Here is a 24,725-nt window from a genome sequence, read left to right on the forward strand (position 1 = left end):
TTATTATTTTGCTGTCAGAGCACGGAGAATAGCAGGACAGAATGAATCGGGGAATGGCGTGGCAGATTTAAACACCATGGCACAGTGGCTACAAGCTCACCAAGACTGGATGGCCCTGACAATAGCGGTTATCGCATTTTTAGAATCTCTCGTTGTAGTCGGATTACTCCTGCCCGGGGTGGTGATGTTGTTTACCGCGGCATCCCTGGCTGGCGGTGGTGCGCTCGATGTATGGACAATGTTGCTAGCGGGGTTTGCTGGCGCTGTTCTGGGGGATGGGGTCAGCTTTGTAGTTGGTCAGGTCTTCCATGAACGTATTCGCAGCTGGTGGCCATTTCGAACCCATCCTCAATGGTTGGAAAAGGGTGAACAGTTCTTTGATCGCCACGGTGGTGTGAGTATTGCTTTGGGAAGGTTTGTCGGACCAATTCGTCCGGTGATTCCCGTTGTTGCTGGAATGATGGGCATGCCAGCCCGCTACTTCTATCTGGTTAATATCCTGTCTGCTATCTTCTGGGCACCAGCTTATCTGCTTCCTGGATATTTTGTTGGAGCATCCCTGCATTGGCAGCATCACCTGCCTCTTGAGATTATTTTCATTCTGGCAGCGCTAAGCTTTGGGGCCGTCGCTTTTTCTTATGGGCTTCGTTACCTGCGTGAGCGGGCAGTCAGTCAAACATCGTTGATAGTCAAACTCACATTGGGTTTGCTCGGTACGTTTGTTCTGGTTTCCCTCTGGAACCTGTCACCTCAGGCAGACCTGCTGAATAACGCGGTTCAGGACTGGATGCAGTTACACCATACGCCGCTGCTGGACAAAGCTTTTTCAGCTTTCACCCTGGTGGGGTGTTTTCATGTTGTGTATCCAGTGGCGTTGCTAGGAGCTTACTGGTTGCTTCGTGACAGTGGATTTAAGGCTTCATTGATATTTGTTGGGATGTCTTTTGGTGTAGAAGCTGCCGTTCAGCTGCTTAAGACAGTGTTCTCTGATGTTCGCCCGGAGACGGCCATTGCCACCAGTTTTTCTTATCCCAGTGGTCACGCCACCTATGGAACCTTCCTGATTATCTGGGTTGCCTGGTACTTGTCCCGCTATTTGCCTGAACGATACAAGCCGTGGATGTGGAGTTTTGGTTTAATAGCAGCGCTGTTTACTGGTTTGAGCCGGGTTTATCTGGGGGAACACTGGGTAGCCGATGTCATCGCCGGAACATTACTGGGGTCGCTGGGCTTTACCCTGTGGGGCCTTCTTGAACACAGAAATCCATTCACAGTGAAACGTGAACATATCTGGCTGCGCCTTGGGCAACTGGTGTGTGTATTCTGGCTGTCAGTGCTTTTGCTGGCGCACTGACTTCGACACCCCCGTTACTTTGTGAGCGAGGTAACGTGCAAAAATTCCAGGCAGGCATTTGGCAAACAAGCGAGCGCGCCAGTCGACATTCGACATAACCAGAAGCCGCTTGCGCTTTCTTGCGGCGCGATAAATTTCATCAGCAACATCGGCGGGCGTTGTGGCTTTGCCGGTCATTTCCAATGGATGATTGGTGACTGAGCCGTCAGCCTGAAGCGCATTCTTATAAATATCTGTTGCAGTAAAGCCCGGGCACACAAGCATGACATGAACATTCTTGTCTCGGAGTTCTACCCTGAGACAATCAAACAATCCATGCAATGCGTGCTTACTGGCACTGTATGCACTTCGATTCCAGAGAGGAGCAAAGCCGGACATGCTGCTCATAGTGATGATTTGTCCCTGGCTGGCAATGAGTCCGTCAAGAGCTGACTGAGTGCAGTGCAAGGCACCAAAGTAATTCACATCCATAGTTTTGCGGAAGACGGATGGATCTGTTTCAGCAAAGCCGGAGTGGTGGGTAATGCCCGCATTATTGATCAGAACATCAATGCTGCCCATGTCATCAAGTATTTGCTGAAAGCAATGCTGAACCTGCTCTGGGTTGCTGACATCGCAGTGATACTCTTTGGCATGAATGCTTCTTGATGTCAGATGTTCAGTAAATGCAGCCAGTTGCTCGTTATTGATATCCAGTAAGGCTATGCGGGCACCACCTTCTCCAAAGCGCAGAGCCAGTGCCCGGCCAATGCCTCCGCAGGCTCCAGTAATCGCAACGGTTTTATGACGAAAGAGAGGCATTGTTGGCAGCCCTTGGTATGACCTTTCTTCTATGTTTGTACCACAATACTCAGGGAATGCATTAACGGGAGTGGCATTACCGTGAAAAAGTATACTTCTCCCGTTTGATTTGCCTGGGGCCAAAACCGAGATCGGTCAGATATTTCACGGTGTCGTCTATCATGGGTGGGTTGCCGCACAGGTATACAAGATCTTTCTCTGGCGTTAGATCAAGTTTGGATAGACGTTCCTGAACATAACCTTTGTGCTCACCAGCGCTGGGGTCTACTGTTTCCTCTCTGCTCAGGCAGGTTTCGAAGATGACTGGTTGAGAATTTGCAGGCAGAGACTGGAAGTCTTCCCGGTAGAAAATATTACCGCGATTGCGAGCCCCCATAAGAATGTGAATCTTAATGCCTTGCTGAGTTAATTGTTCAAGTTGAGGAAACATTGACCGGTAAGGCGCTACGCCAGTTCCTGTGCCAACCATTATCAGGCGTTCAGGCATGTCTTTCGGCAATGTTAAAGCGCCAAAAGGGCCAGACATCTGAAACTTGTCTCCCACCTTTGCGTTGGCAAAATGCTCACTGGCAGCGCCACCAGGGACTAGACCAATCGCTATTTCCAGCAAACATTCGTTGCGTAGCTTATCTGGTGAGCTGGCAATACTGTAGCTGCGCTTGAGACTTTCAGCATTGTGTTCAAACAGTAGGGAAACAAACTGCCCAGCTTCAAATTCGGGTGGATTATCAACATGAAATACCAGCCCCAGAGTGCTGATGGCCAGATGGGTGGATTCTACCAGTTCAAGTTCATATACCGGTCTGGCCATGAGTGAATCCTTAATCGACGAATATCTATAGCATGGCATAATCGGGGGATGAACGTTATTCCTCCCCATTTCCGCTCCTTCTTGAAGGAAAACCGTATTCTGGCATCTGCGCTGGTTATCTTCTCTGTTATGCCGCTGTTATTCAGCTCTATGCTGGGAAGCTGGCTGCTGTTGAATGTCGATCAGGTTAGCAATTTGATGCCTGAGTACGGAATCTGGCTGGTGCTGGCCTCCTGCCTGACCATGGCGATTGGTTTGACTCCCACAACATTTGTCGCCTTGGCCAGTGGTTTTTTTCTTGGGGAGCAGGGGGCAGCGGTTCTTGTGTTTGCGTATATTCTGGCATCGGGTTTTGGCTATGGTCTGGGAAGAGTGCTTGATGGCGGGCACTTTATGAAAAGTCTGCTGGCGTTTCCTGTGGCAGAAAAAATAGCCAATGATTTGAGAGAAAAACCTGTGGCAATGCTGGTACTGGTTCGTCTTTCTCCGGCTCTGCCTTTTTGCCTGATGAATCTGATGCTTGCTGCTCTCAGGGTGAATTTTGGTACCTATTTACTAGCTGGAGCTGCAGGCATGCTGCCCAGAACGTTACTTTCTTTGTGGATAGGTAACCAGTCTCGTGATCTGGTGGAGCTTCTGCAAAGTGGTGGTGGCCAGACAGAAACAATTGTTGTGCTAGTGGGCAGCGTTCTAACTGTCGCTTTGCTTGTGTGGATGGTTATGCGCAGGGTTAAAATTTATTTACGTACTTAGGGGCGTTTACAGTTAAGCATCTCGCGAATGCCCTTCGGGTGCCCCCCAAATCTTCCCCGCAACTCAGACCTGTCCAATGTGGAAATGTGGAATACCCTCGATTATCACAAGCCGTTTCTAACGGATAGAGGCTTTCTGGGGGTACTGAGTTGTATGCTTAATTGTGAACGCCCCCTAATGACCTGCTTTGACGATATCGCGCCCTTGATTTAAGGGAATCACCCTGATTAACTTTTTCCATCATAAGAGGGCATCAGCATGCGCAGGGTTATATTCAATCAAAAGGGCGGGGTTGGTAAATCAAGTATTGTTTGCAACCTTGCAGCTATATCTGCTTCTCAAGGTTATAAAACGCTGGTCGTTGACCTTGATCCTCAAGGTAATGCCAGCCAATACCTTATGGGGCAGGATATAAAAGATCTGCGTAATACAATTGCTGATTTTTTTGAGCAAAGCCTGTCGTTCAACCTCTTTAATAAAGAACCGAAAGATTTTGTACACGACACCTGTTTTGAAAATCTCAGTGTCATGCCAGCCAGCCAAAAACTTGAAGAGTTGATTTTTAAGCTGGAAAGCAAACACAAAATCTTCAAACTTCGAGATGCACTGAAAGCCTTAAGTAAAGAATTTGATCGCATCTATATCGATACTGCGCCTGCCCTGAATTTCTACACACGTTCAGCCTTGATTGCTTCCCAAAGCGTTTTGATTCCCTTTGACTGCGATGCATTTTCACAGCAGGCGTTAATGGCCATCATGGGTGAAGTTCACGAACTCAGGGAAGATCACAATAATGATCTTGTTGTGGAAGGCGTGATTGTTAATCAGTTTCAGCCCCAGGCAAATCTGCCTACTCAGCTGATTGAAGAGCTAAAGGATGAAGGTTATCCGGTTTTGCCGGTTTATCTTGGACAGTCGGTGAAAATGCGTGAGTCTCATCATGCTTCAACGCCTCTTGTGTATCTGGCTCCTAATCACAAGCTGACTAAGCAGTATTTGGAACTGTTTGAATATTTAGAAGAAGCTCTTGCCGAAGCATAAGGCAACAATAAAAACGGCGAGCCTTTGATGATCAAAAGTCCGCCGTTTTTTTTCAGTAAGCCTTACTTACAGCGAACGGGTGTCATATTCCCATTTTCATCCTTATCAAACACCTGAGTAATGCCTGAACCCGCGCCGGCACCGGCGCCAGCATTGCTTGTAGTATCCCAGACGCCAGCCATGGCCATGGAAACAACAAAGCTGCGGCCGTCCACGCACACGGACATAACCCGAATAGTTTCCTGATAAGTGTTATCAAGGGGGTTGCTGTGAAGGCTGGACCAGTTGGTGGTAAGAGATTCGCCTTTACCAAACCGGTTCGACTTACTGTCTCCGAGGGTAATCTTTGCAGACGCTGTAATGGCCTGTGTGGCCAGGCCAATTCCTGCTATCAATCCCACTACCTTCCATGACTTTCTCATCTCACAACTCCCTGTTGTGCAGTTTTCGTTAGGAAAATACTAGCAGAGGAATGGATGGTCTGATTTCAGAGATTATGAGGTTTCATGAGCAATCAACCTTATAAAAGTCACCTCTTCAGAGCGATATCGGCTTGCAAGATTGGCGAAAAAGGACAACAACTGGCCTGCTTCACGGAATTCGAAATAAACATGACCAGATTTGCCGGGAATAACAGCAAAGTGGTGGTCGCCATGGCGTATTATTTTGAATATCAATGGTATTTCTATGGTGTTGCCTGCGCGATTTCTGGTGGTTTTGTTGAATATGTTCAGAGCAAACACTTCATCCTCTAGCTGGGCTTCGAGAAAGTCAGCAAAGCGTATGGCGAGCATTTTTGTATTGGTTTTCTCGAGGCTTATGGCAGGCAGGTCTTGGCTGTTTTTGAATAGAGTAATCAGTTCTGGAATTTTTAAATTGATAGGCTGGCCATCATACTCCAGAGCAAGATTACGCAAGATTCTGGTGCGGGCATCTTCTGCCAGTCGATCTGCTTCTTCCAGACTTTTTTCAATTTTATCGAGGGTATGCTTCTCTGAAGCCATTATCGTTTTGGTGCGTTCCAGCTCCTGATTCAATTCCTCTGCGGTTCCGTTGGTAATCGAATAGTTCAGGGCAAGGTGGGTTGCATTGATGCTGATGCCTGTGACAATCAGCGCAATATTACCTGTTGTGGCTCCGGCGATAATAGACCCAACTCCCAGAGCAATGGCGGCAACTGTGGTGCTGCGGTTCTCCATTTCTGCCCGGTTTATGCCTCTTTCGTACTTATGTTTTAAATCTCCGGATTTGTTATAAAGCTGGCCTGCCAGATCTTTTGCGATAAGGCAGGGGAGTTGGGAGCACTTCATCTGACTCAGGCGTGTGATAGTCGCTGAGATTTGCTCTTGATTCTCCAGATATTGAGTTCTTGTATCCTGAGGCCATTCGTCGAAGTTTGAAGGCAAATGTTCTGAATTCCAGCTGTTGATCAACGGTCTTCCGCGGGTGACTTCATACCATGTTGATGCCGTGACAGGGGGCGAAGGTTCAGCAGATGCTGGAGTTGAGATGTTCAGAAATGCTGTTGCTACAACAATAAGGGGTACAGTTCTGAGACAAACCAGTTCCGGCTTAAAACTACGGTTCAGTAAGTATTTAGGGCTATTACTCATAAATTCTCCAGCTTGCACACGCCTGCTATCACCCCGTTTCCGGAAAGAAAACGGAGTGAGCGAAGGTTAGACTGGCAGGTAGGTTCAGGAGTTCTTATGGAAATGCTGAGAATTGTTACGGGGCTTCAAAGTCAGGATCTGGGTCGGACGTAGCGGGTTGCTTTGGCTGTAAATGGATCTTCTGGCCAGTAATGCTTTGGATATCGGCCTTTTAAGTCCTTTTTTACTTCCTGGTAAGTGTTTGTCCAGAAACTGCGTAAATCTTGGGTTTTCTGCACCGGGCGCTGGGCAGGTGACAGCAGCTCAATAGTCAAAGGCACTTTTCTATAGGCCAGTTGAGGTGTTTCCAGCAGACCAAACAGCTCCTGAAGTTTTACCTTCAGTACCGGCTCTACCGAATTGCTGTAATCAATACGGATATTAGAGCCACTGGGGACTTCCAGAGTTTCCGGAGCTTCTTTATCCAGTTCCTGCAGACGGGGCCAATCCAGAGACGATTGCAGGCATTGGGTGAGATTGAGTTTTTTCAGATGATCGAGGCGACTCATGCCAGTCAGAAAGGGCTCCAGCCAGATTTCCAGGCTCTCAAGCAGGCTGTTGCTGGAAAAGTCTGGCCAGCTGTTATCAATCCGGTGAAGACACTGGATTCGGTTACGCAGGCTGTCACTGGCTTTATCCCACGGCAAAACCTCTAGCCCTTCCTGGCGAATGCCTTCCAGCAAACCTTTGGATAGAACCGCTGGGTTGAAATTTGGGATTGGCTGAGTGTTCAATGTCAGTGCCCCCAAGCGTTCGACCTGAGTGGCAATAACGGATTTCGATTTTTTATCCCAGCCAATATCTTCCTGTTCTTCAATATGATCTATAAACAGCTCTTCAATGATTTCTATGCTGATTTCTACAGCAAGAAAAATATTCGCTTCACGTTGATTGCGGTGTCCCCCGAGGGAGGGAATTACCAGGTAATCTGTGGCTGAAAGTGGTTCCTGGGTACGAAAAGAGGCGCCCTGGCCATTGCTCATTAAATAGCGGCCATCCTGACCACGGCGTTTTGCCACACGATCCGGGTAAGCGCTGGCAAGTAACCGGGCTATATCATCATTCCCATAGCGTGATCGCTTGGGATTGCCTAGTCGCTGATTCCACTGGGACGCCACTTGCCGGATCCGCCCTGAAACCTGTTTAGGAACTGGCAGGCCGGGAACGTGTTGCCCCTCAAGAATAGCCATGCGCAGGTTGATATCCGCTCCAGCGTCACGATGGCTTGCCAACGGGTCACGTTCATTCAGCAATACGCAGAGTTGTGCAGCCAGCCACTCCTGCTGGTGTTCTTTTGCGATAAGCATCATATGAGCAAGTCTTGGATGTAAACCAAGCCTGGCCATATGTTCTCCGTGGTTGGTGATGTGTACACGGCTATCTGAATTCTTGCGGATAGCTCCCAGTCTTTCCAAAAGATCCAGAGCCTGGGCAAATGTGGATGATGGTGGCTGGGTTAGCCAGTCCAGCTCGCAGGCCTCACTCACCCCCCAAGTGAATAACTCCAAAGCGAGAGGAGCTAAATCCGCAGCAATAATTTCTGGCTGTGTATGAGCAGTCAATTGCTGTTGTTCATGTTCGGTCCATAGCCGGTAACAATGTCCGGGAGCAAGACGCCCGGCACGGCCAGCACGTTGCTCTGCACTGGCTTTGGAAACACGCAGGGTTTCCAGGCGGGACATTCCTGATCGTGGATCAAAGCTGGGAACACGCATGAGCCCGGCATCCACAACAATATGAACCCCTTCGATTGTCAGGCTGGATTCTGCAATGGCTGTTGCCAAAACTACTTTGCGCCGCCCTTCCGTTGCGGGTTGAATAGCTTTGTCCTGAGCCTGTTTATCAAGATCACCGTAAAGGGTATGCAGTGTTGTGTTTTCAGGAAGAGAGTTTTCCAGTGTGCTGGCAAGGTGCCTGATTTCTCCAGTGCCGGGAAGAAAAACCAAAACACTGCCTTCGTGGGAATTTAAGGCTTTATGAATGGTGGCAGCACACTGTTTAATGATTTCCCTGCGATCATCCCTTGGAATAGGTTTGCTCTGATAATTCAGTGTGACCGGGTAACTGCGGCCCTCACTTTGTATGAGCGGACAGTCGAGAAATTCAGATATCTCTTCAGTTGCCAAAGTGGCTGACATCACCAGGGTTTTCAGTGGATTGTCATCTTCCCGATAACCAGCCTGGCTTTGCAGAGCCAATGCCAGGCCGAGATCAGCTTGCAGGCTTCGTTCGTGGAACTCATCGAATATCACCAGCCCAACACCTTCCAGAGAAGGATCAGATTGCAGCATACGGGTAAGAACACCTTCGGTGACTACTTCGATACGGGTGGACTTGCTGATGCGAGTGTCCAGCTGCATACGCCAGCCAACGGTTTGGCCAACTTTTTCACCAAGAAGTTCAGCCATGCGCCGGGCAACAGAACGTGCTGCCAGCTTGCGGGGTTCCAGTAACAGAATCTTCTGCCCAGTCAGGAAATCTGCATTTAACAGGTCAAGAGGGACTAGCGTTGTTTTACCTGCACCGGGAGGTGCCTGTAATAAAAGGCGATCATTGGCTGAAAGGGATTCCCGTAGTTGGGGAAGTACAGCGGAAACAGGTAGATCAATGGCAGATGCGTGAACGGGCATGGAGAATTCCTGAATGAACCTGATGATTCTAACGGGAATCAGCCAAACAGGTCATCCTGGCGGTCGTTTTCCTGACGAACAATATCTGCTGGAAAAGTATTGAGAGTTGGTAATTTAACCAGCTGGGAGAGCTGTTGATAAAACAAGCGAGCATGAGTTGGTGCCTGCAGATTATCCGGAGTGTGGATAAATACGACAGGTTCTTTGCCTTCCTCCAGCCACTGCACAAGTTTCTTTAACCAGGGTTGCCAGTAAATTGTGTTTTGTTCCTCTTCCATACGCCCAATAAAACGCACCATTGGTCTTTTACCAGTGGCAACGGCATGAACGGGAAGTTGTGGTTTTTTCTGCTGGGCGTCAATCATGGCTTCGCTGTCGGCAGGCGCGGAAAATAGCGCTCTGCTATCGAGACTTGTGCGATCAATCTGTCTTTCAGCGAGAATGCGGTTGAGCTGTTTTTCTTCTTCACCTTTTTGAAAAAAGATGAGATTCCGCACTTCCAGCGTGTAATGGAATTGAGAGGGAAGTTGATCAAGAAAGCTTGTTAGAGCCGGTAAGCAGGCTGCGCCTATATTGGCCGGGAGCTGAAGCATAAAAGGGCCAATATGTTCTTCCAGTGGCTCTATGCGCTGAAAGAACTCCGTTAGCTCAGGGGTATTGGCATCAAGAACTCCCCGGTGGGTCACACTTTGGGGAAGCTTAAAGCAGAACTCAAAACCGGAAGCGGTACCCTCTGCCCACTTTTGTACGGTTTCTGCTTTGGGCAGAGCATAAAAAGTAGTATTGCCTTCAACAGAATTAAAAACACTGCTGTATTGGCGAAGAGTATGTTTGCCCGCTTCGTCGGGGCTGAACAGTTGGCCACGCCATTGTGCGGTAGACCATTGGGCAAGACCCAGAGATAACTTCATAGCTTGTTTGAAACGAATCTAATTAAACTCTGTACTTTGCTCAGTCATGTAATCAATCCATTGCAGCCAATCCTGCGCTGGTTGATGGGTGTCGTCAAATGCAAGAGCCTGCTGGAATGCTGATTTTGCTTTGGAAATTTCTTTTGCTTGCCACCACGCATAACCAGCCAGGAGCGCGACATGATCCGGGTGTTTCAGTTTTCCCAGTTTAACGGCTTTTTGGAAATCCTGTGCAGCTTCCCGCCATCGTTCGTCGGCCAGTAATAACCTTCCCCGTAACCACAACGGTTCACCTGTTTCTATTCCCGCTTTCTTCAGTGCAGAGAGAGTTTTCTCTGTTTCTTTCGCTTGCAACCAAAGGGAAGCCGCATGCACCCAGTTTGCTTCATTGTTTGCGATGGTTCCCGATGCGATAGCCTGCTCCTGTTTAATGGCAGCAGAAGCAGGCTGCCCCTGGTTCGCCCTTAATACGACAGTTCCACGGGTCAGTTCTTTTAATGATGCTTTTTCAGGCTGGAGGCGGTGTGCAATTTCCATACTGGCAAGCACATTTGCAGTGCTGTCTTGATAGGAATATAAGCTTGCTAACTGTCGCCAGCGTTCACTGTTGTTTGGTTCTAAAGCGAGAAGCTGTAACAGTGTTTCAGTGGCAGGTTTCCAGTTATCCAATGCCCAGCGAATATGGAGTTGTAACTCCAGCCAGGTTTTGGGAGGTTTGCTATGACCTGTAAGAGCCAGATCAATCACTGGTGAAGCTTCTTTGAATCTGTCGAGTTGAACCAGTGCATAAGCGACAAGAAGAGAAATTTCTCTGTTATCAGGGTTTTTTGCAATTAATGGCGCCAGCCGGTTAACAACAACAGGAAAATTGTTGAGAGTCACCTGATGGCGTGCCAGACGAAGTTCCAAATTCACCCTTTGTTGTGTGCCTGTTGGGTAAGCGGGCAGGAGTTCAACAACCCACCTTGATGCCAGCCGTGGATCGCCCCGTTTCTCTGCAATATCCAATAACTGAATCAGCGCATTAGTACGCAGTGGGTCGCCAGATTGTGTCTGCTTAACGATGGACAGAAAAGCAGGCTCCGCTTTTTCCTGTTGGCCAGCCATCATAAACAGGTTGGCATTTTCCAGCTGGGTATGAAGTTCGCTGGCATAAAGGTGCGAGCTTAACAGCAGAAGTGAGATGCTAATGAAAAGTCGTATATGCGTCATGGTTGAAACCTCAACCGCTGACGTGCTTTACGAGCCACCTTTTTTCCGTTGATCTCTCTGGGTTTGAATTTGTAATGTTTCAACGCCTTCAGGGCTGATTTTTCAAAAATGCCCGAAGGTTGGGCATCGATAATTTCCATATCCTCCACCGAGCCATTTGCGGTGATGGTGAAGCGAATATCGACCCAGCCTTCAATACCTCTGCGTTTAGCAATATGCGGATACTCGGGAGGAACGCTAAATAAGGTAACTATGTCGGTTTCTGGAGTAACTTGTGGCTTTGCCGCTGGGGCTAAAGCAGGAAGGTCAGGGAGAGTGGCTAGAAAACGTCCTGTGTCTGGAATTGTGGTTGTATCTACAGCAATAGCCGGAACTGTGAATGTTGGTGTTAATGTGTTCAGTGGTGGGTTGGGTTGCACAGGCTTATGGCCAGGAGAGCTTTCCTGAGACTCTTGTGGCTGGTTCGGCGAAACTGCGGTGTAAACAGTTGTGACCTTTATAGGGGCGGTGTTTTCTTGCCGACTGGCTGTTGCTGGTTGATACAACAAACTATGCAGAAGGCTGAATAATAGAAAGCTGCCAGTAACACCGGCAATCAATACGACAGGTAGTCGTGCACTTACACTCGAAGCACCTGCCATCACAGAGGGTCTGCCACCAAGGCAATATTTGTAAAGCCAGTAAGGCGCAATTCATCAAGAACCTCGACCAGCTGACCGCTGGGAGCACGGGCATCGGCCTGAACTGCAATCGCGCTATCTAATGGATGCTTGCTGGATAACCACACCCCCAGTGCCGCGACGGGAATGGTGGAATTGTCAGATGTGAGTCGTCCATCCGCCTGCAGAGTGATTGTGACTGGTTCTTTTAATTCAATTGCTGAGCTGGCTTGTGGGCGCTTAACTTCTAAGCCGGAATCTTTAATAAATGTGGCTGTGGTAATAAAAAACACCAGCATGATGAAAACCACGTCCATCATTGGCGTCATATCAACAGCGGTTTCTTCCGGTTCCTGTAGAGCATGGCGTCTGGCTCGTCTCATTGTGCCAGCCCTCTGGAAAGGGTTTGCAATCGTTTTTGAGCCGCATTCTGGCAGAGAGTAAATAGCCAAAGTCCAGTAACGGCTGTTGCTAACCCCGCAAGGGTCGGCAGGCAAATGCGGGTTAATCCAGCTAATAATTGATCGCTTTCTGGCAAGCCGCTTTGCCCCATTTGGCTAAACAGTTCAATCATGCCCGTTACCGTGCCCAGCAAGCCTGCGAGGGGGCAAATCATTATCAGCGTTCGAATTATGTGGAAATTTGTTTGTAGATTCTGTTGTTCCTGAGCCAGCCATGATGTTCGAATCATCTGGGCATCCTGAGAGTTTCGGTCTTGCCTGTTCTTCCAACGATTAATGGTTTTTTTCAGGTGTTGGGTGTAGTGACCAAAAAACCAGACGCGCTCAGCCAGCAAAGATAAAAGTACTGTGCAGAGCAGGAATATCATCCATAACACCCAGCCTCCACGGTCAAGAAATTGCAGCAGATCAGAGGCCATATTCATAAAATGGCTTCCGCTTTCGTTGTTACTGATTCTTCCCTGCTTGCAGCCTGCTGTTCTGCAATTTCCTTCTCCTGAAAATCTGCCAGTAATCCAGCAGCCTGTTTATCCAGAGTCAGCATCAAATGCTTACTGCGAGAGGTAATCAGTGCATGTCCGGCAAGTAGAGGAATTGCAGCCAGCAATCCTGCAGCGGTTGTTACCAGCGCCTGCGCAATGCCTGCTGCCATTAATTGTTCCCGGCCGCCGCCAAGGGTCATGGCCTGAAATGTAGCGATCATACCAACAATTGTTCCCAGCAAACCCAACATCGGTGCAAGGGCTGCCATCAATCGGACGACGCTATGACCCGCTTCCAGGCGTGGCATTTCTGCCATGACTGCTTCATCCAGCCGTAGTTCCCGCGATTCGGTATTGCCGCTTTGTGCAGAATTCTGCCAGGCCTGCAAAACCCGCCCCAAAGCATTGTTTTCAGACAGTGCGTGAAGATTGTACTTCTGATGATTCACGCGAAGGGTTTCTGCATTAAGAAACCGTATGCGTATTCCTGTAAAAATGATTCCACCTACTGCAAAAATCAGAATCAACCAGGCTATTGCACCACCGTTGTTTACCTGTTCAAACATCGTAGGTTCTGTTGCCATGCGTTGCAGAATCTGGCCGTGTTCAGGGTCTATGGCCATGGCGTCGCCACGACTTCCCCGAAAGCTAGCCGCGTAAATACGGGTCAACATATTTGGTTGACGAGGAGCCGTAAGCAGGCGGTCACGCTCAGGTTGATAAATCAGGAAGTTACCATTGTTATTGGCTGCAAATGGGCCTGCAAAGGTCACCGACTGGATTTGTTCCGAGCCATTCGACTGAACCACACTCACATCCACAGGCCCGGCTAAGCCGGTGTCTTTTACCAAAGACTGAAGTGCGGCCAAAGCGTTTTTTAACGTTTCGGGTGAAGGCAATTCTGGAGATTGGCTGAGGTTCTGGAATAAGGCTAAACGGCCTGGTGTAAGTGCTGTGACCGGAAGCAAGCGGGCTTGCTCAGCAATGTTTTGGAATTCCTGATTCAGGCTGTTGGTAAAACGATCACGGTTAGCCAGTTGAGTATTTTTCTGTTCAGCTAGCTGCTGGAGAGTAAGGGTATTGTTTTCCTGTTCAGCTCGTAGTTGCTGATTTTGCTGCTTGAGAGCTTTGAGTTGCGATTCTAACTCAGCAAGTTTGGCTGCCTGATTATCTCTTTCTGCAAGAAAGCGCTGCTCACGTTGCTGATTGTTTGTTTTTTCTTTATTTCCGTCAGCAAGCGTTTGCTGCATCAACTCTTTCAGAAGTTGCTCTGGAGATAGAACTGTTTCTCCAAAAGCTGTGTTCACAGGCAAGAAAGTGATCAGTGCAAAAAGTAAAGAAGAGAAAAACCTTCTGGAAGAGTTCATTGGCTTTCTCCCTCCGCCAGAGCAATGTCTGGCACAGGCAGGTAGAGCCAGCCGGACTTTCTGTCATTGCGGGCGATATCCCGTGCCCGAATCAGCTCCCTGATCTGTGAGAGTGTTAATGGCTGCCAGTCTGCTGTATCGGAAAGATACATGGCGGCATCATTACCATCTGGCGTCAGGTAATAGAGAGCAACCCGCCCCAATCGAACAAACTCAACCTGTTGATCATTTTTGAGTTGTCCGTCCCAGGTTGTCAGTTTGGAGCCACTATTAAGCTCTTCTCGCCAAAGTTTGAGGCTTGCCAGAAATCTTTGTGTGCTCTCTGGAGAATCAAGAGCTGTAATCAGTTCGGCAGGAGATTGTTTGGGTTTGAATGGAAACTGCTGATCCAGCTGTATCAGGTTGCGTTGGAGTTGATTGCTGAAATCATCGAGCTGACTAAGCAATCGGCGGGTATCTTCAATTTCCTGAGACTGTCGGGCAATGGCTCTTTTCTGCCGACCCACATGCTGTTCCAGTAACTGATTATCTTGGGACAGGGTTTCAATCTCTTTTTGAAGGGCTCGATATGTTTCCAGCGAAACCCTGGTTTCATCATCTAACTGATTGATGCGCTTCTGGCTGTTCGCAGAGGCGTTTTGGGCGTCAACCTGTGCCGCAATAATGCCCTCGGGAGTGTCTTCCAGAGCATAAGCGGGAAAGGCTACATAAAGAGTAATTGCCAGGAGGAGTGCTCGCAGCATCGGGCACCTTTTCTATTCATTATTTTTATTTGGCGTCAGATCCCTGTTCCCAAGAGCCTGCATGTTCCTTCCCGACCATTATCCAAGGGGGCGTGCGAGGTAGCAATAGAAAAAAATGCTGATGTTTTCTTGATCTGCGTCAATAGGTAAAAGCCGTACTGGATGTATGGTTATTATGTAAGCGCTATGTAAGCAGTAAGCCAAAAATAACACCAAAGCTGACTGAGCACGCAAGGAGTGGATCATGCCTTTCGAAGCACTGGTAATTGCCGGAGTTCTGACTATAGGTCTTGTGGTCGCCTTTATGGGGGGATTCGGAGTTTTCGTCTACAAAGACAGTCATCGGAAGCGTGATCAGTCTGACTCCTGATATCAGTAAAAACAACAACACACCCAACACACAGCAAAGAAGCTAAGAATAATGAATAAATTTATGAAACTTTCAGGGATTGCTGCAGCGGTTTCTGCTGCTCTGGTATTAACTGCTGGCAGCGTACAAGCTTATGAAGCTGGTGATTTTATCCTGCGTGCAGGTGCGGCAACTGTTGATCCCAGTGTTGACAGCGGCAAGCTCAAAGCGAATGGTTCCACTGTTCTGAATGCAGGTGCTGGTGGTGCCACAACTGTGGATGTTGATAGCAATACCCAGTTGGGCTTGTCTATGACTTACATGCTTGATTCTCACTGGGGTATCGAGCTGCTGGCAGCAACACCTTTCAGTCACACAATTAAGACTAAGGGCGATTTGGGTTCTTTAGGTAAGCTGGCCGATGTTAAGCACCTGCCACCAACCCTGACAGTGCAGTACTACCCAATGGCCTCTGACTCTGCATTCCAGCCTTATGTTGGTGCAGGTTTGAACTACACCACTTTCTTTGATGAAGATTTCAAGGGCAGTAATAAAGCAGCATTCCGTAGTTTGGAACTGGATGATTCTTTTGGTGTAGCTGTTCAGGCTGGTTTTGACTATGCGCTGACCGAAAACCTGGGCGTTAATGCTGCGGTATGGTGGATAGATATTGACACCGAAGCCACGTTTAAGCACGCCACTAACGGAACCAAGTATAAGGTGGACGTAGAACTCGACCCTCTGGTTTACATGGTTGGCTTGAATTATAAGTTTTAACCTAGAACTGCCTCGGCATAATGAACAAAGGCCATCATAAGTGATGGCCTTTGTTCATTATGCCTTTTTAGTTTGAAGACTTGTGTTGTTCAAAATAATTCCGCACCAAACGGGTAACAGCGCTGCGCCAGGGGCGGGACATTATGCCAAAGGTGTGTCGCAGGCTACGGCTGTCGAGGCAGGCATTAACAACAGTCTCTCTCTCTGTATTGTCTTCCGGTAGTGCGTCTTTGGAGATGTCCAGATATTGCGAAGCTTCCGCGAGAATAACTTCTGCAAGAGTGTATTCATCGGTTGGCTCTGCGGCACTGTAATGATAAGTACCCCAACAGTTTGAGTTACAGCCTATTTGCTGAGTAATCGCGAGAAGTACACGGGCTACATCTTCCGCGGTTGTTGGGCACCCTCTTTGGTGAGAACTGGTGAATACAGGTAGTGGACTTCCGTTATCTTGAAAGCTGTCCAGCAAGCGAGTTGCCCGATTTCTTCCCCAATGGCTGATGATCCATGACAGGCGCAGAATAACGTGCCGTGGGCAGCGCTGATGAATCTGCTGCTCTCCCTGCCAAAAGCTGTTTCCAAGTACGCTTTCTGGATTTGGTGTGTCTTTCTCTGTGTAAGGTTCTTTCTTGGTGCCGTCGAAAACCCTCCATGAGGAAATCTGAACCAGCGCAGCACCTACCTTATTGCAGGTGTCCGCAAGGTTGGATACGCCATCACGATTAAAACTGAAGCAACGGGATGGTTCCTTTTGCGCATTGCCAGCAGCTCGATACCCAGCGGTATTAACAACCACATCAGGTTTCCACTTTTCGATCAACTTAACCACAGTGCGATGATCTTCAAGATCCAGTTGCGCGCGATCCGGAGCCTGGAAGTGGATCTGGTGACTTTTCAGTAATCGGCAAAGCTCCTGGCCAATTTGCCCACTCCCCCCAATGACAAGAACTTCCATGGAGTACCCGACGGTGTAATGAATCAGCTAACGATCATATCAGAACAATTCAGAAGGAAAAAAAGCCATAGATATATTGAACTGATATATGCTGGCTACATGTGCGGATAGTGCTTATTTTGGTTGTGGTAAATCTCGCGTACTTTTGTACAAAAGTATCCCTGTTTTCACTGATGAGAAGCGTGCGTGACCTTTTCAATACGGCAAAAAATCATCTTTTTCACGGTGATACCGGTTACGTTAATTTACAACATTATTTTCATCTTCTCTCTTAATCAGAATGTTGCCAGTGAAACACGCTATGTAGAAAACCAGCTGGTTGAGTCTGTGGCTACAACAGCTGAACGGCTTAACATTGCTTTTCGCGATGCGGCCATTTTGTCTGATATGACAGTTGCTCTGCTTTCGGCGTCGCCAGAAGGCGATTGGTATAACAATATTGTGCCTGTCCACAAAATTCTTGATCGAAATGATAACAGTGCCCAAATAGCCGTTCTCAGAAAACGCGATGGTTTCGGGTACAAACCGAATCACTTGCCAGGGATATATCCTCCATCTGAAACCAATTGGCTTGATATTTGGTTTGATGATGGGGAGAGCATGGGATGGTCTGCGGTATTAGATACGACTGATGTCGCTAACGCTGCCGGGTTCACATATGGGCGATTATTTACCTTAAAGACGCAAACCGGGCAAGAAATCGAAGGAGCCATAGTTGTTTTCTTGCCTGCGACCATTATGGGGAACGATTGGCAGCTTTTGAATTCAGCTGAATCCCGGCAAGGCTTGTTCAACAGCGATGGTTATCTTCTTGCCTTTTCTGACAACACTCTGATCTCAAGTGAAAAAGCCAGGTCAGGTGAATACCGGAATAAAATTCGTCAGGGGCTAGAGCAGCAGGCTGCATCGGAAAGTAAAGTCATCTCTATTTTGCTTGGTGGCGAAGAGCGGCTGCTCTATCGCCATACCATACCGTCTACCGGGTGGCATTTGGTGGGAACAGTTTATACCTCAGAATTTATGGGTGTTGTTCGTTCAGCGATATGGTTTCAGGCTGTGCTTATGGTTGTTTCTCTGGGCGTTATTTTCCTCAGTGCCTGGTTCATTGCTGGCCGAATTGTGCGGCCTTTACGAATGCTTGATAAGGCTATTTCCAAAGTATCGAGTGGGCAGTTGGATACTGTCATTGATATTCCAGGAGATGATGAATGCAGCAGGCTGGCACGGCGGTTCACTACAATGACCCGGCAGCTGCAACTGAGAGAAAGGCTTGAGCATGAGGCAAGAACAACAGCATTTGATCACATAGTTCAGGGAATCACCGGAGATTTCTTTTATCTCCGTCATGATCTTGAAGGCAATGTGACCTTTGTAAGCCCTTCCATTGAAAAAATCCTTGGTATTCACGTGGATGATTTTTATGGGCACTTCACCAAGTTTTATACTTCTTCTCCCCAAAACTTAGCGGGGGAATCCTCAACCGTGAAGGTTCTCAGTGGTGACCCATTGAGCATTTATGAAGTTGAGATGCATGATGGTCATGGGAATGTCCATCACATGGAAATTGTAAAAGTACCGGCCTATGACTACGAAGGAAAAGTCTGTGGCAGTGAGGCTATGGGCCGGGATGTCACAAAGAGAGTGAGTGATGCTAGCCGGTTTCGCGGTCTGCTGGAGTCTGCCCCTGATGCCATGGTGATTACCGATACGGATGGTTTGATCACTATGGTAAATGTCAGAACGGAGGTTTTGCTGGGCTTTCAGCGGTCGTCTCTTATTGGCCGTCCTGTCTCTTCCCTGTTTCCGGTAAAAGAGGCCAAGCGATTCCCCCTGTTAAAGGCTAGCCCGGAAGAACGGAAAAAATTGCGTATTCGTTCCGGCCTTGAATTAAAAGCCCGCAAACGAACCGGCCAGACAATACCTGTAGAAATCACGCTGAACCCCATTGAAACCTCTAGTGGAACTCAGCTTTCTATTTTTATGCGGGATGTCAGTGACCGGCATGCTGCGGAACAGGCTCTCAGAGCCAGTGAAGAACGCTATCGTCGTATGATTGAAGCGTTGCAGCAGGAGTATATTTTCTATACCCAGCGCACAGATGGCTCGTTCATGTATATCACGGACTCCGTCGAAAAGATTTTGGGATATACGCCATCTGAATTTATGGCGAACGCGAATAGTTATCTGGCTTCCGACAAAGATCGAGCGCTGGTTGCCCGTGTGCACAATCAGATTTGTCAGGGCATGACTCACCCTGGCTATGAGTTGGAAATCATCCGGGCAGATGGGACCCTTGGCGTTATAGAAGTCGTTGATACGCCGGGTTTTAACTCTTCAGGAAAAGTTACCGTTATCGAAGGTTTGGTTCGGGACAGAACCCATGAGAGAGCTGTAGCGGTCAGCCTCGCAGAAGCCAAAGATGCGGCAGAGGCGGCCAGTCAGGCAAAGTCAATGTTTCTGTCTAATATGAGCCATGAACTCCGTACACCACTGAATGGCGTACTGGGTTATGTGCAGTTGCTGCTATCTGGCTCCGATATATCCAAGCAGCAATATGATCAGTTGCTCTCTATTGAAGCCTGTGGGCAGCACTTGCTAACGCTTATAAATGACATTCTTGATTTGACCAAGATTGATGCTGGCGAGCTTGAGCTCAACTTTGCTCCCGTTAACGTGGTTACGTTGGTGGAGTCGGTAGAACAAATTCTTTACCAAAGGGCTGAAAGCTGCGGGCTGCAGTTTGACCTGGTTGTTCAGGATGATGTTCCGGCATCTGTTGTTGGTGATGAAACCAAACTTCGCCAGATTCTCATCAATCTTGTTGGTAATGCCGTTAAATACACAGACAGAGGGCGTGTAAGCCTGAATGTGTATGTAAACGATAACAACCTGGTATTTGCTGTTGAGGATACCGGTATAGGTATCCCGGAAGATTATCTGGAATCCATTTTTGATCCGTTCCGGCAGGGAGAAGGCGGGCACCGTGTTGGTGGTACAGGGCTTGGATTATCTATCAGTCGTCGTTTGGCTGCCGCTATGAAAGGGCACCTTGAGGTGGAAAGTATTGAAGGGCAGGGCAGTCTGTTCACTTTCTCCATGCCATTTGAGGTGGTGGAAGGATCTCAGAGTGGTCTGAATCAGTTGTCTATCAATGCTCGAAATTGTCGTCTTCAGCAAGGCCAGGATGTTCATGTTCTGGTCGTTGATGATACAGAGACCAACCGGGAAATTCTGAAACATATGCTGCTGCAATGCGGCTTTCAGGTTACAACGGCAAATGATGGGCGTGAAGCGGTTCGTCTGACTCAAGCCCATTCTCTGGATTTGATTTTGATGGATCTGCGCATGCCGGAAGTTAGTGGTTTCCGTACGGCGAGAATGATCATTTCACGACTGAAAAAACACTGTCCTCCGATTATCGCAATCTCTGCAGGTGTCTATCCTTCTCTTCCAGAAGTGATAACCCGCTGGGGTTTTTCAGACTTTGTCGGTAAACCGTTCCGCAGTCAGGATCTGTTCAGAGCCATTCGCCGACATCTGTCCCTGCGTTGGGAAGAGGTCAGTGTTCAGGAAGCGAATCCAGAGGAGAAGCTCTCCGGGTTAACAGTAGAGCAGGCAGTAAATCTTCATGCCGCGCTAACAAACGCGTTAGAGCTCGGTGATATTGACGCTATACGTGATGTTGCGCAGGGGGTTGTGGGTGACAAAGGAGCGCCGGAAACCCTTTGGGCTGAGAGGATATTGGAATGTTGCGATGCTCTGGCTATGGAAGAACTTGAGCGGGTTGTGAGAGAGTTGGCTCAGGCGAGTTAAGAGTCAGCTCAAACAGTTATCTATTTTTACCTTGATCCCTGCAATGGGGGAGAAGCAGTTGACCGTTGATATGCAGTTGCAGACTCAGAGCCTGTCCCAAGGGGAAGATATACCTGCTGGGCCTGATGAAAAAATTCTTCTTGTGGATGATAACCCCACCAACCTTCAGGTGCTTCTGCAAACATTAAATGGGCGTGGATACAAGTTGCTGATTGCCAAGGATGGTGAAAATGCGCTTCGTATTGCCCATAAGGCTAAACCAGCCCTGATTCTTCTGGATATTATGATGCCGGGGATTGATGGTTATGAAGTATGCCGTCGGTTAAAAGCCGATCCGGATGTTTCTGATATTACCGTTATTTTTCTATCGGCTCTTGATGATACCCGCGATAAGGTTCGTGGTCTGGAAAGCGGTGCTGTTGATTATATCTCCAAACCGTTTCAGGCAGAGGAAGTTATTGCCCGGGTTGATACTCAGTTAAAAATACATCGGCTGGAGCAGGCTCTGGCGGCCCGCAATCGCCAGCTGGAAGCGACCAATGAGCGTTTGCTGGAGACCATGCGGGAAGGTATTTTTGGAGTGGATTCTGAAGGGAAAATCTCCTTTGCCAACCCTGCAGCCAGCCGTGTGACCGGTTATTCAATGGCTGAGCTGATTGATGGTGATCTTTACGGTATGGCGATGTGCCGTACGCCAGAAGGTGAGCCAACACCCCGGGAAGATACTGCACTTTACAGAACCCTGTCTCAGGGGATTGTGCAGGGGCTTCACGATGGCATATTTTCCCGAAAGGATGAAACTTTGTTCCCGGTTGATTACTCCTGCACCCCGATAGTTGAAGATGGCATTGTTACGGGGGCTGTGGTTGTTTTCAGGGACATCACTGAGAAAAAAAGACAACAGGAAATTCTGGATAAGGCTCTGGGTGAACTTCAGGAGCAGAAAGACAAGCTCACCCATATGTCTCGCCTCAGCAGTATGGGGGAGATGGCATCGGGATTTGCCCACGAAGTCAACCAGCCTCTTACTGCTATCAATAACTACGCACAGGTTTGCCGAAGGGCTTTGCAAAGGGAAACCCTTGATAAAGAGTTTTTGGGCGAAGCGATGGAGAAAGTGTCGACTCAGGCTCAGCGTGCCGGAGATATTATTTCCCGCATTCGCAGTTTTGTGAAAAAGCCAGACCACTGTCTTGAACGGGTAGACTGCAATCGTCTGATAACAGATGTGGTAAAACTCGCAGAAGTTGATGCTCGCCATAATCAGATCGAAATTCATTTGGATCTGGCGGAAGATCTGCCTGAGGTTCGTATTGATCCTATTCAGATACAGCAGGTGGCATTGAATTTGGTTCGCAATGCTATGGAGGCTATGCGAGATATGCCCAGTCGTGATGTGGGTGTATGGGTGGAAACCCGACAAGTGGATGAACATTTCGTCAAGGTGCGGGTTATCGACCGGGGCTACGGCCTTGCCGATGATGCTGAAGAAAAAATGTTTACCCCATTCTACACCACCAAATCTGATGGTATGGGAATAGGGCTTTCTGTCTGTCACTCCATTATCCAAACCCATGGTGGCGTACTGAGTTTTGAGCGAAACCCTGAGGGTGGCGCTATTCTCTGGTTTACGATACTTGTTGCCTGAAGCGGTTTGAGTGCTATTCCCGTTGGCCTTGAATGGTTATAATCGCCTGTTAATTATTCAGATAATCAGGTTGATGCAGGTCAACGGGGAGAATGGTTTTGTCAGTTGCTGGAACCAAAATTGAGAGCGCAGATGTTCACGCGTATATGCAGCGTGTAGGGCAACAGGCCCGTGAAGCTGCAACGCTGATTGCTCGGGCTGAGGCCAGCATAAAGAATCGGGCTCTGCTGGCAACGGCTGACATTCTCAATAGTTCACGTAAAGAGCTGGCAGAAGCTAATCGCAAGGATCTGGAAAACGGTCGGGCTAATGGCCTGACCGATGCCATGCTGGATCGTCTTGAGCTGACTCCCGAACGTATCGATACCATGATCGAAGGTTTGAAACAGGTTGCTGCTTTGCCAGACCCTGTGGGTGGTATCACTGATATGAAATATGTGCCCAGTGGTATCCAGATCGGCAAGATGCGCGTACCTCTGGGAGTCATCGGGATCATTTATGAGTCTCGCCCCAATGTTACTGTGGAAGCGGCCAGCCTCTGCCTGAAATCAGGTAATGCCACAATCCTTCGGGGTGGAAGTGAAGCGATTCATTCAAACCGTGCCATTGCCCGCTGTTTGCAGGATGGTATGCGTGAATCAGGTTTGCCTTTGAATGCTGTTCAGGTTGTGGAAACCACAGACCGTGCAGCGGTGGGTGAGCTGATTACTATGCCGGAATATGTGGACGTTATAGTTCCTCGCGGCGGCAAAGGGTTGATTGAACGTATCAGTCGGGATGCCAAGGTAACAGTGATCAAGCATCTGGACGGTATCTGTCATGTGTTTATCGATAATAAGGCAGACCTGACCAAAGCGCGTAATATTTCCCTGAATGCCAAGACCCACCGCTATGGCACCTGTAACACCATGGAGACTCTGTTGGTGCATCAGGACATCGCGCAATCCATTCTGCCAGCTCTGGCAGGGGATTACCGTGAGAAAGGTGTGGAACTGCGAGGCTGTGAGAAAACCTGTTCCATTATCCCCGATGCTGTTCCAGCGCAGGAAGAAGACTGGAGTACTGAGTATCTGGCGCCTGTACTTTCCATTCGGGTGGTTGCGGATATGGATGAGGCGATTACCCATATCAATCGTTATGGTTCTCATCATACTGATGCCATAGTAACCGAGGACTATACATTGTCCCGCCGTTTTCTGCGGGAAGTGGATTCCAGCTCGGTTATGGTCAATGCTTCTACCCGTTTTGCGGATGGCTTTGAATATGGTCTGGGGGCGGAAATTGGTATTTCCACAGACAAAATTCATGCCCGTGGCCCTGTCGGCCTTGAAGGCCTGACATCTGAAAAATATGTTGTTCTGGGTGACGGACATATCCGCACTTGAGTTTTTTAGACGGTATCTTCTGGTGTGAGTAGTTACTGACTTCACTGGCAGGTGCCGTTATTTATTGTGATCAGGTTAAAAATCACTACATGCAATCTAATGAACTGAAAAACCTTGTTGTAGGCACTCTTGAAGAAACCAAGGGTAAAGACATTACTGTGCTGGATGTCAGCGACAAGACAGACGTGACCGATGCCATGATCATTGTATCTGGTACTTCCAGCCGTCACGTAAAATCTTTGGCAGACAATCTGGTGAAAACCTGTAAAGAAGCCGGTGTTATGCCTTTGGGCGTAGAGGGTGAAGAACAGGCGGAATGGGTACTGGTAGATTTGGGTGACGTTGTTGTGCATCTGATGATGCCTTCTGCTCGCCAGTTTTACGATCTGGAGCGTCTTTGGGAAGCTTCGGTTGAGCAGGTTGAAGCTGCTTTTGAAGAGAAGTAGTAAATGCGTATTCGTCTGATCGCTGTCGGCCAGAAAATGCCTGGCTGGGTCACAGAAGGATATAATGAATATGCCCGCCGATTGCCTGCCGGCTTTTCTCTGGAGATCTATGAGATTCCTCTGAATAAGCGTACCAAGAATGCTGATGTTCAGCGTTTTCGTGGGAAGGAAGGGGAGCAGATGCTGGCAGCTATCGGAAAAGGGGACAGGGTGATAGCCCTTGAAGTCAAAGGGCGGGAATGGAGTACAGAACAGCTGGCTGACAAACTTGGCCAGTGGCACGACAATGGTGAAAATGTAAGTCTGCTGGTGGGTGGTCCGGAAGGTATGCTTCCGGATATATCGAACCGAGCCGATGTGAAGTGGTCGCTTTCTCCTCTGACTCTCCCTCACCCCATGGTACGGATACTTGTTGCAGAACAGTTGTATCGTTCATGGAGTATCCTGAATAATCACCCGTACCACCGTTAAATAA

The 24,725-nt window shown here is 48.4% G+C and carries 23 protein-coding genes; 10 read left to right on the forward strand and 13 right to left on the reverse strand.

Annotation, left to right across the window (positions count from 1 at the left end; translation table 11 throughout):
- Positions 1-58 precede the first annotated feature (58 nt).
- Entirely contained in the window at positions 59-1,354 is a 1,296-nt protein-coding gene (locus QMA35_RS00195; RefSeq protein ID WP_281645101.1) for a bifunctional DedA family/phosphatase PAP2 family protein, read from the forward strand.
- Here QMA35_RS00195 and QMA35_RS00200 read toward each other — a convergent pair.
- The gene (locus tag QMA35_RS00200) at positions 1,331-2,155 is read right to left on the reverse strand and encodes an SDR family oxidoreductase (RefSeq protein ID WP_281645102.1); all 825 of its coding nucleotides are present in this window, start codon (positions 2,153-2,155) and stop codon (positions 1,331-1,333) included. The genes QMA35_RS00195 and QMA35_RS00200 overlap by 24 nt on opposite strands.
- Positions 2,156-2,231: 76 nt before the next feature.
- Entirely contained in the window at positions 2,232-2,966 is a 735-nt protein-coding gene (locus QMA35_RS00205) for an FAD-binding oxidoreductase (protein WP_281645103.1), read from the reverse strand.
- Positions 2,967-3,014: 48 nt separating this feature from the next.
- On the opposite strand from QMA35_RS00205, the gene QMA35_RS00210 reads away from it, so the two are divergent.
- Both QMA35_RS00210 and QMA35_RS00215 read left to right on the forward strand, forming a co-directional pair.
- Positions 3,015-3,719 (forward strand): VTT domain-containing protein, encoded by a 705-nt coding sequence (locus tag QMA35_RS00210; protein WP_281645104.1) that lies wholly within the window; start codon positions 3,015-3,017, stop codon positions 3,717-3,719.
- Between the two features lie 258 nt (positions 3,720-3,977).
- The gene (locus QMA35_RS00215; protein WP_281645105.1) at positions 3,978-4,760 is read left to right on the forward strand and encodes a ParA family protein; all 783 of its coding nucleotides are present in this window, start codon (positions 3,978-3,980) and stop codon (positions 4,758-4,760) included.
- Between the two features lie 62 nt (positions 4,761-4,822).
- Here QMA35_RS00215 and QMA35_RS00220 read toward each other — a convergent pair whose 3' ends face one another.
- From QMA35_RS00220 to QMA35_RS00265, 10 genes are all read right to left on the reverse strand, one after another.
- Positions 4,823-5,182: a hypothetical protein gene (locus QMA35_RS00220; protein ID WP_281645106.1), complete on the reverse strand. Its 360-nt coding sequence runs from the start codon at positions 5,180-5,182 to the stop codon at positions 4,823-4,825.
- Positions 5,183-5,254: 72 nt separating this feature from the next.
- Entirely contained in the window at positions 5,255-6,373 is a 1,119-nt protein-coding gene (locus QMA35_RS00225) for a hypothetical protein (protein WP_281645107.1), read from the reverse strand.
- Positions 6,374-6,504: 131 nt separating this feature from the next.
- Positions 6,505-9,042, reverse strand: coding sequence for an ATP-dependent helicase HrpB (gene hrpB, locus QMA35_RS00230; RefSeq protein ID WP_281645108.1), 2,538 nt, complete (start codon positions 9,040-9,042; stop codon positions 6,505-6,507).
- 38 nt (positions 9,043-9,080) lie between these two features.
- Positions 9,081-9,953, reverse strand: a complete 873-nt coding sequence (locus tag QMA35_RS00235) for a DUF72 domain-containing protein (RefSeq protein ID WP_281645109.1) — start codon at positions 9,951-9,953, stop codon at positions 9,081-9,083.
- Positions 9,954-9,971: 18 nt separating this feature from the next.
- Positions 9,972-11,165: a hypothetical protein gene (locus tag QMA35_RS00240; RefSeq protein ID WP_281645110.1), complete on the reverse strand. Its 1,194-nt coding sequence runs from the start codon at positions 11,163-11,165 to the stop codon at positions 9,972-9,974.
- Positions 11,162-11,806, reverse strand: a complete 645-nt coding sequence (locus QMA35_RS00245) for an energy transducer TonB (protein ID WP_281645111.1) — start codon at positions 11,804-11,806, stop codon at positions 11,162-11,164. The genes QMA35_RS00240 and QMA35_RS00245 overlap by 4 nt, the downstream gene beginning before the upstream one ends.
- Entirely contained in the window at positions 11,806-12,207 is a 402-nt protein-coding gene (locus QMA35_RS00250; protein WP_281645112.1) for a biopolymer transporter ExbD, read from the reverse strand. The genes QMA35_RS00245 and QMA35_RS00250 overlap by 1 nt, the downstream gene beginning before the upstream one ends.
- On the reverse strand, positions 12,204-12,710 hold the full coding sequence (locus tag QMA35_RS00255; RefSeq protein WP_281645113.1) for a MotA/TolQ/ExbB proton channel family protein: 507 nt from the start codon (positions 12,708-12,710) through the stop codon (positions 12,204-12,206). The genes QMA35_RS00250 and QMA35_RS00255 overlap by 4 nt, the downstream gene beginning before the upstream one ends.
- Positions 12,707-14,134: a MotA/TolQ/ExbB proton channel family protein gene (locus tag QMA35_RS00260; RefSeq protein WP_281645114.1), complete on the reverse strand. Its 1,428-nt coding sequence runs from the start codon at positions 14,132-14,134 to the stop codon at positions 12,707-12,709. The genes QMA35_RS00255 and QMA35_RS00260 overlap by 4 nt, the downstream gene beginning before the upstream one ends.
- Entirely contained in the window at positions 14,131-14,877 is a 747-nt protein-coding gene (locus tag QMA35_RS00265) for a DUF3450 family protein (RefSeq protein ID WP_281645115.1), read from the reverse strand. Before QMA35_RS00265 ends, QMA35_RS00260 begins: the two co-directional genes overlap by 4 nt.
- 244 nt (positions 14,878-15,121) lie before the next feature.
- Here QMA35_RS00265 and ccoM point away from each other — a divergent pair, with 244 nt between their 5' ends.
- Positions 15,122-15,247 carry a cytochrome c oxidase subunit CcoM gene (gene ccoM / locus QMA35_RS00270; RefSeq protein WP_281645116.1) on the forward strand — a complete coding sequence of 42 codons (126 nt, stop codon included), beginning with the start codon at positions 15,122-15,124 and terminating at the stop codon, positions 15,245-15,247.
- 51 nt (positions 15,248-15,298) lie between these two features.
- On the forward strand, positions 15,299-16,003 hold the full coding sequence (locus QMA35_RS00275; protein WP_281645117.1) for an OmpW family outer membrane protein: 705 nt from the start codon (positions 15,299-15,301) through the stop codon (positions 16,001-16,003).
- A 67-nt stretch (positions 16,004-16,070) separates the two neighbouring features.
- Here the strand turns inward: QMA35_RS00275 and QMA35_RS00280 are convergent, their stop codons facing one another.
- On the reverse strand, positions 16,071-16,958 hold the full coding sequence (locus tag QMA35_RS00280) for a sugar nucleotide-binding protein (protein WP_281645118.1): 888 nt from the start codon (positions 16,956-16,958) through the stop codon (positions 16,071-16,073).
- Positions 16,959-17,144: 186 nt separating this feature from the next.
- Here QMA35_RS00280 and QMA35_RS00285 point away from each other — a divergent pair, with 186 nt between their 5' ends.
- The 5 genes from QMA35_RS00285 to rlmH all read left to right on the forward strand — a co-directional run bounded on the left by QMA35_RS00285 (position 17,145) and on the right by rlmH (position 24,721).
- Entirely contained in the window at positions 17,145-20,771 is a 3,627-nt protein-coding gene (locus tag QMA35_RS00285) for a PAS domain S-box protein (RefSeq protein ID WP_281645119.1), read from the forward strand.
- Positions 20,772-20,814: 43 nt separating this feature from the next.
- Positions 20,815-22,419, forward strand: a complete 1,605-nt coding sequence (locus QMA35_RS00290; RefSeq protein WP_281645120.1) for a response regulator — start codon at positions 20,815-20,817, stop codon at positions 22,417-22,419.
- 92 nt (positions 22,420-22,511) lie between these two features.
- On the forward strand, positions 22,512-23,804 hold the full coding sequence (locus QMA35_RS00295) for a glutamate-5-semialdehyde dehydrogenase (protein WP_281645121.1): 1,293 nt from the start codon (positions 22,512-22,514) through the stop codon (positions 23,802-23,804).
- A gap of 89 nt (positions 23,805-23,893) precedes the next feature.
- A complete protein-coding gene (gene rsfS, locus QMA35_RS00300; protein WP_281645122.1) occupies positions 23,894-24,250 on the forward strand; it encodes a ribosome silencing factor in 357 nt (118 codons plus the stop codon).
- A gap of 3 nt (positions 24,251-24,253) precedes the next feature.
- On the forward strand, positions 24,254-24,721 hold the full coding sequence (gene rlmH / locus QMA35_RS00305; RefSeq protein ID WP_281645123.1) for a 23S rRNA (pseudouridine(1915)-N(3))-methyltransferase RlmH: 468 nt from the start codon (positions 24,254-24,256) through the stop codon (positions 24,719-24,721).
- The last annotated feature ends 4 nt before the right edge of the window (positions 24,722-24,725 follow it).

The sequence above is a fragment of the Parendozoicomonas sp. Alg238-R29 genome (genome assembly GCF_947331445.1).
Taxonomy (GTDB): domain Bacteria; phylum Pseudomonadota; class Gammaproteobacteria; order Pseudomonadales; family Endozoicomonadaceae; genus Sansalvadorimonas.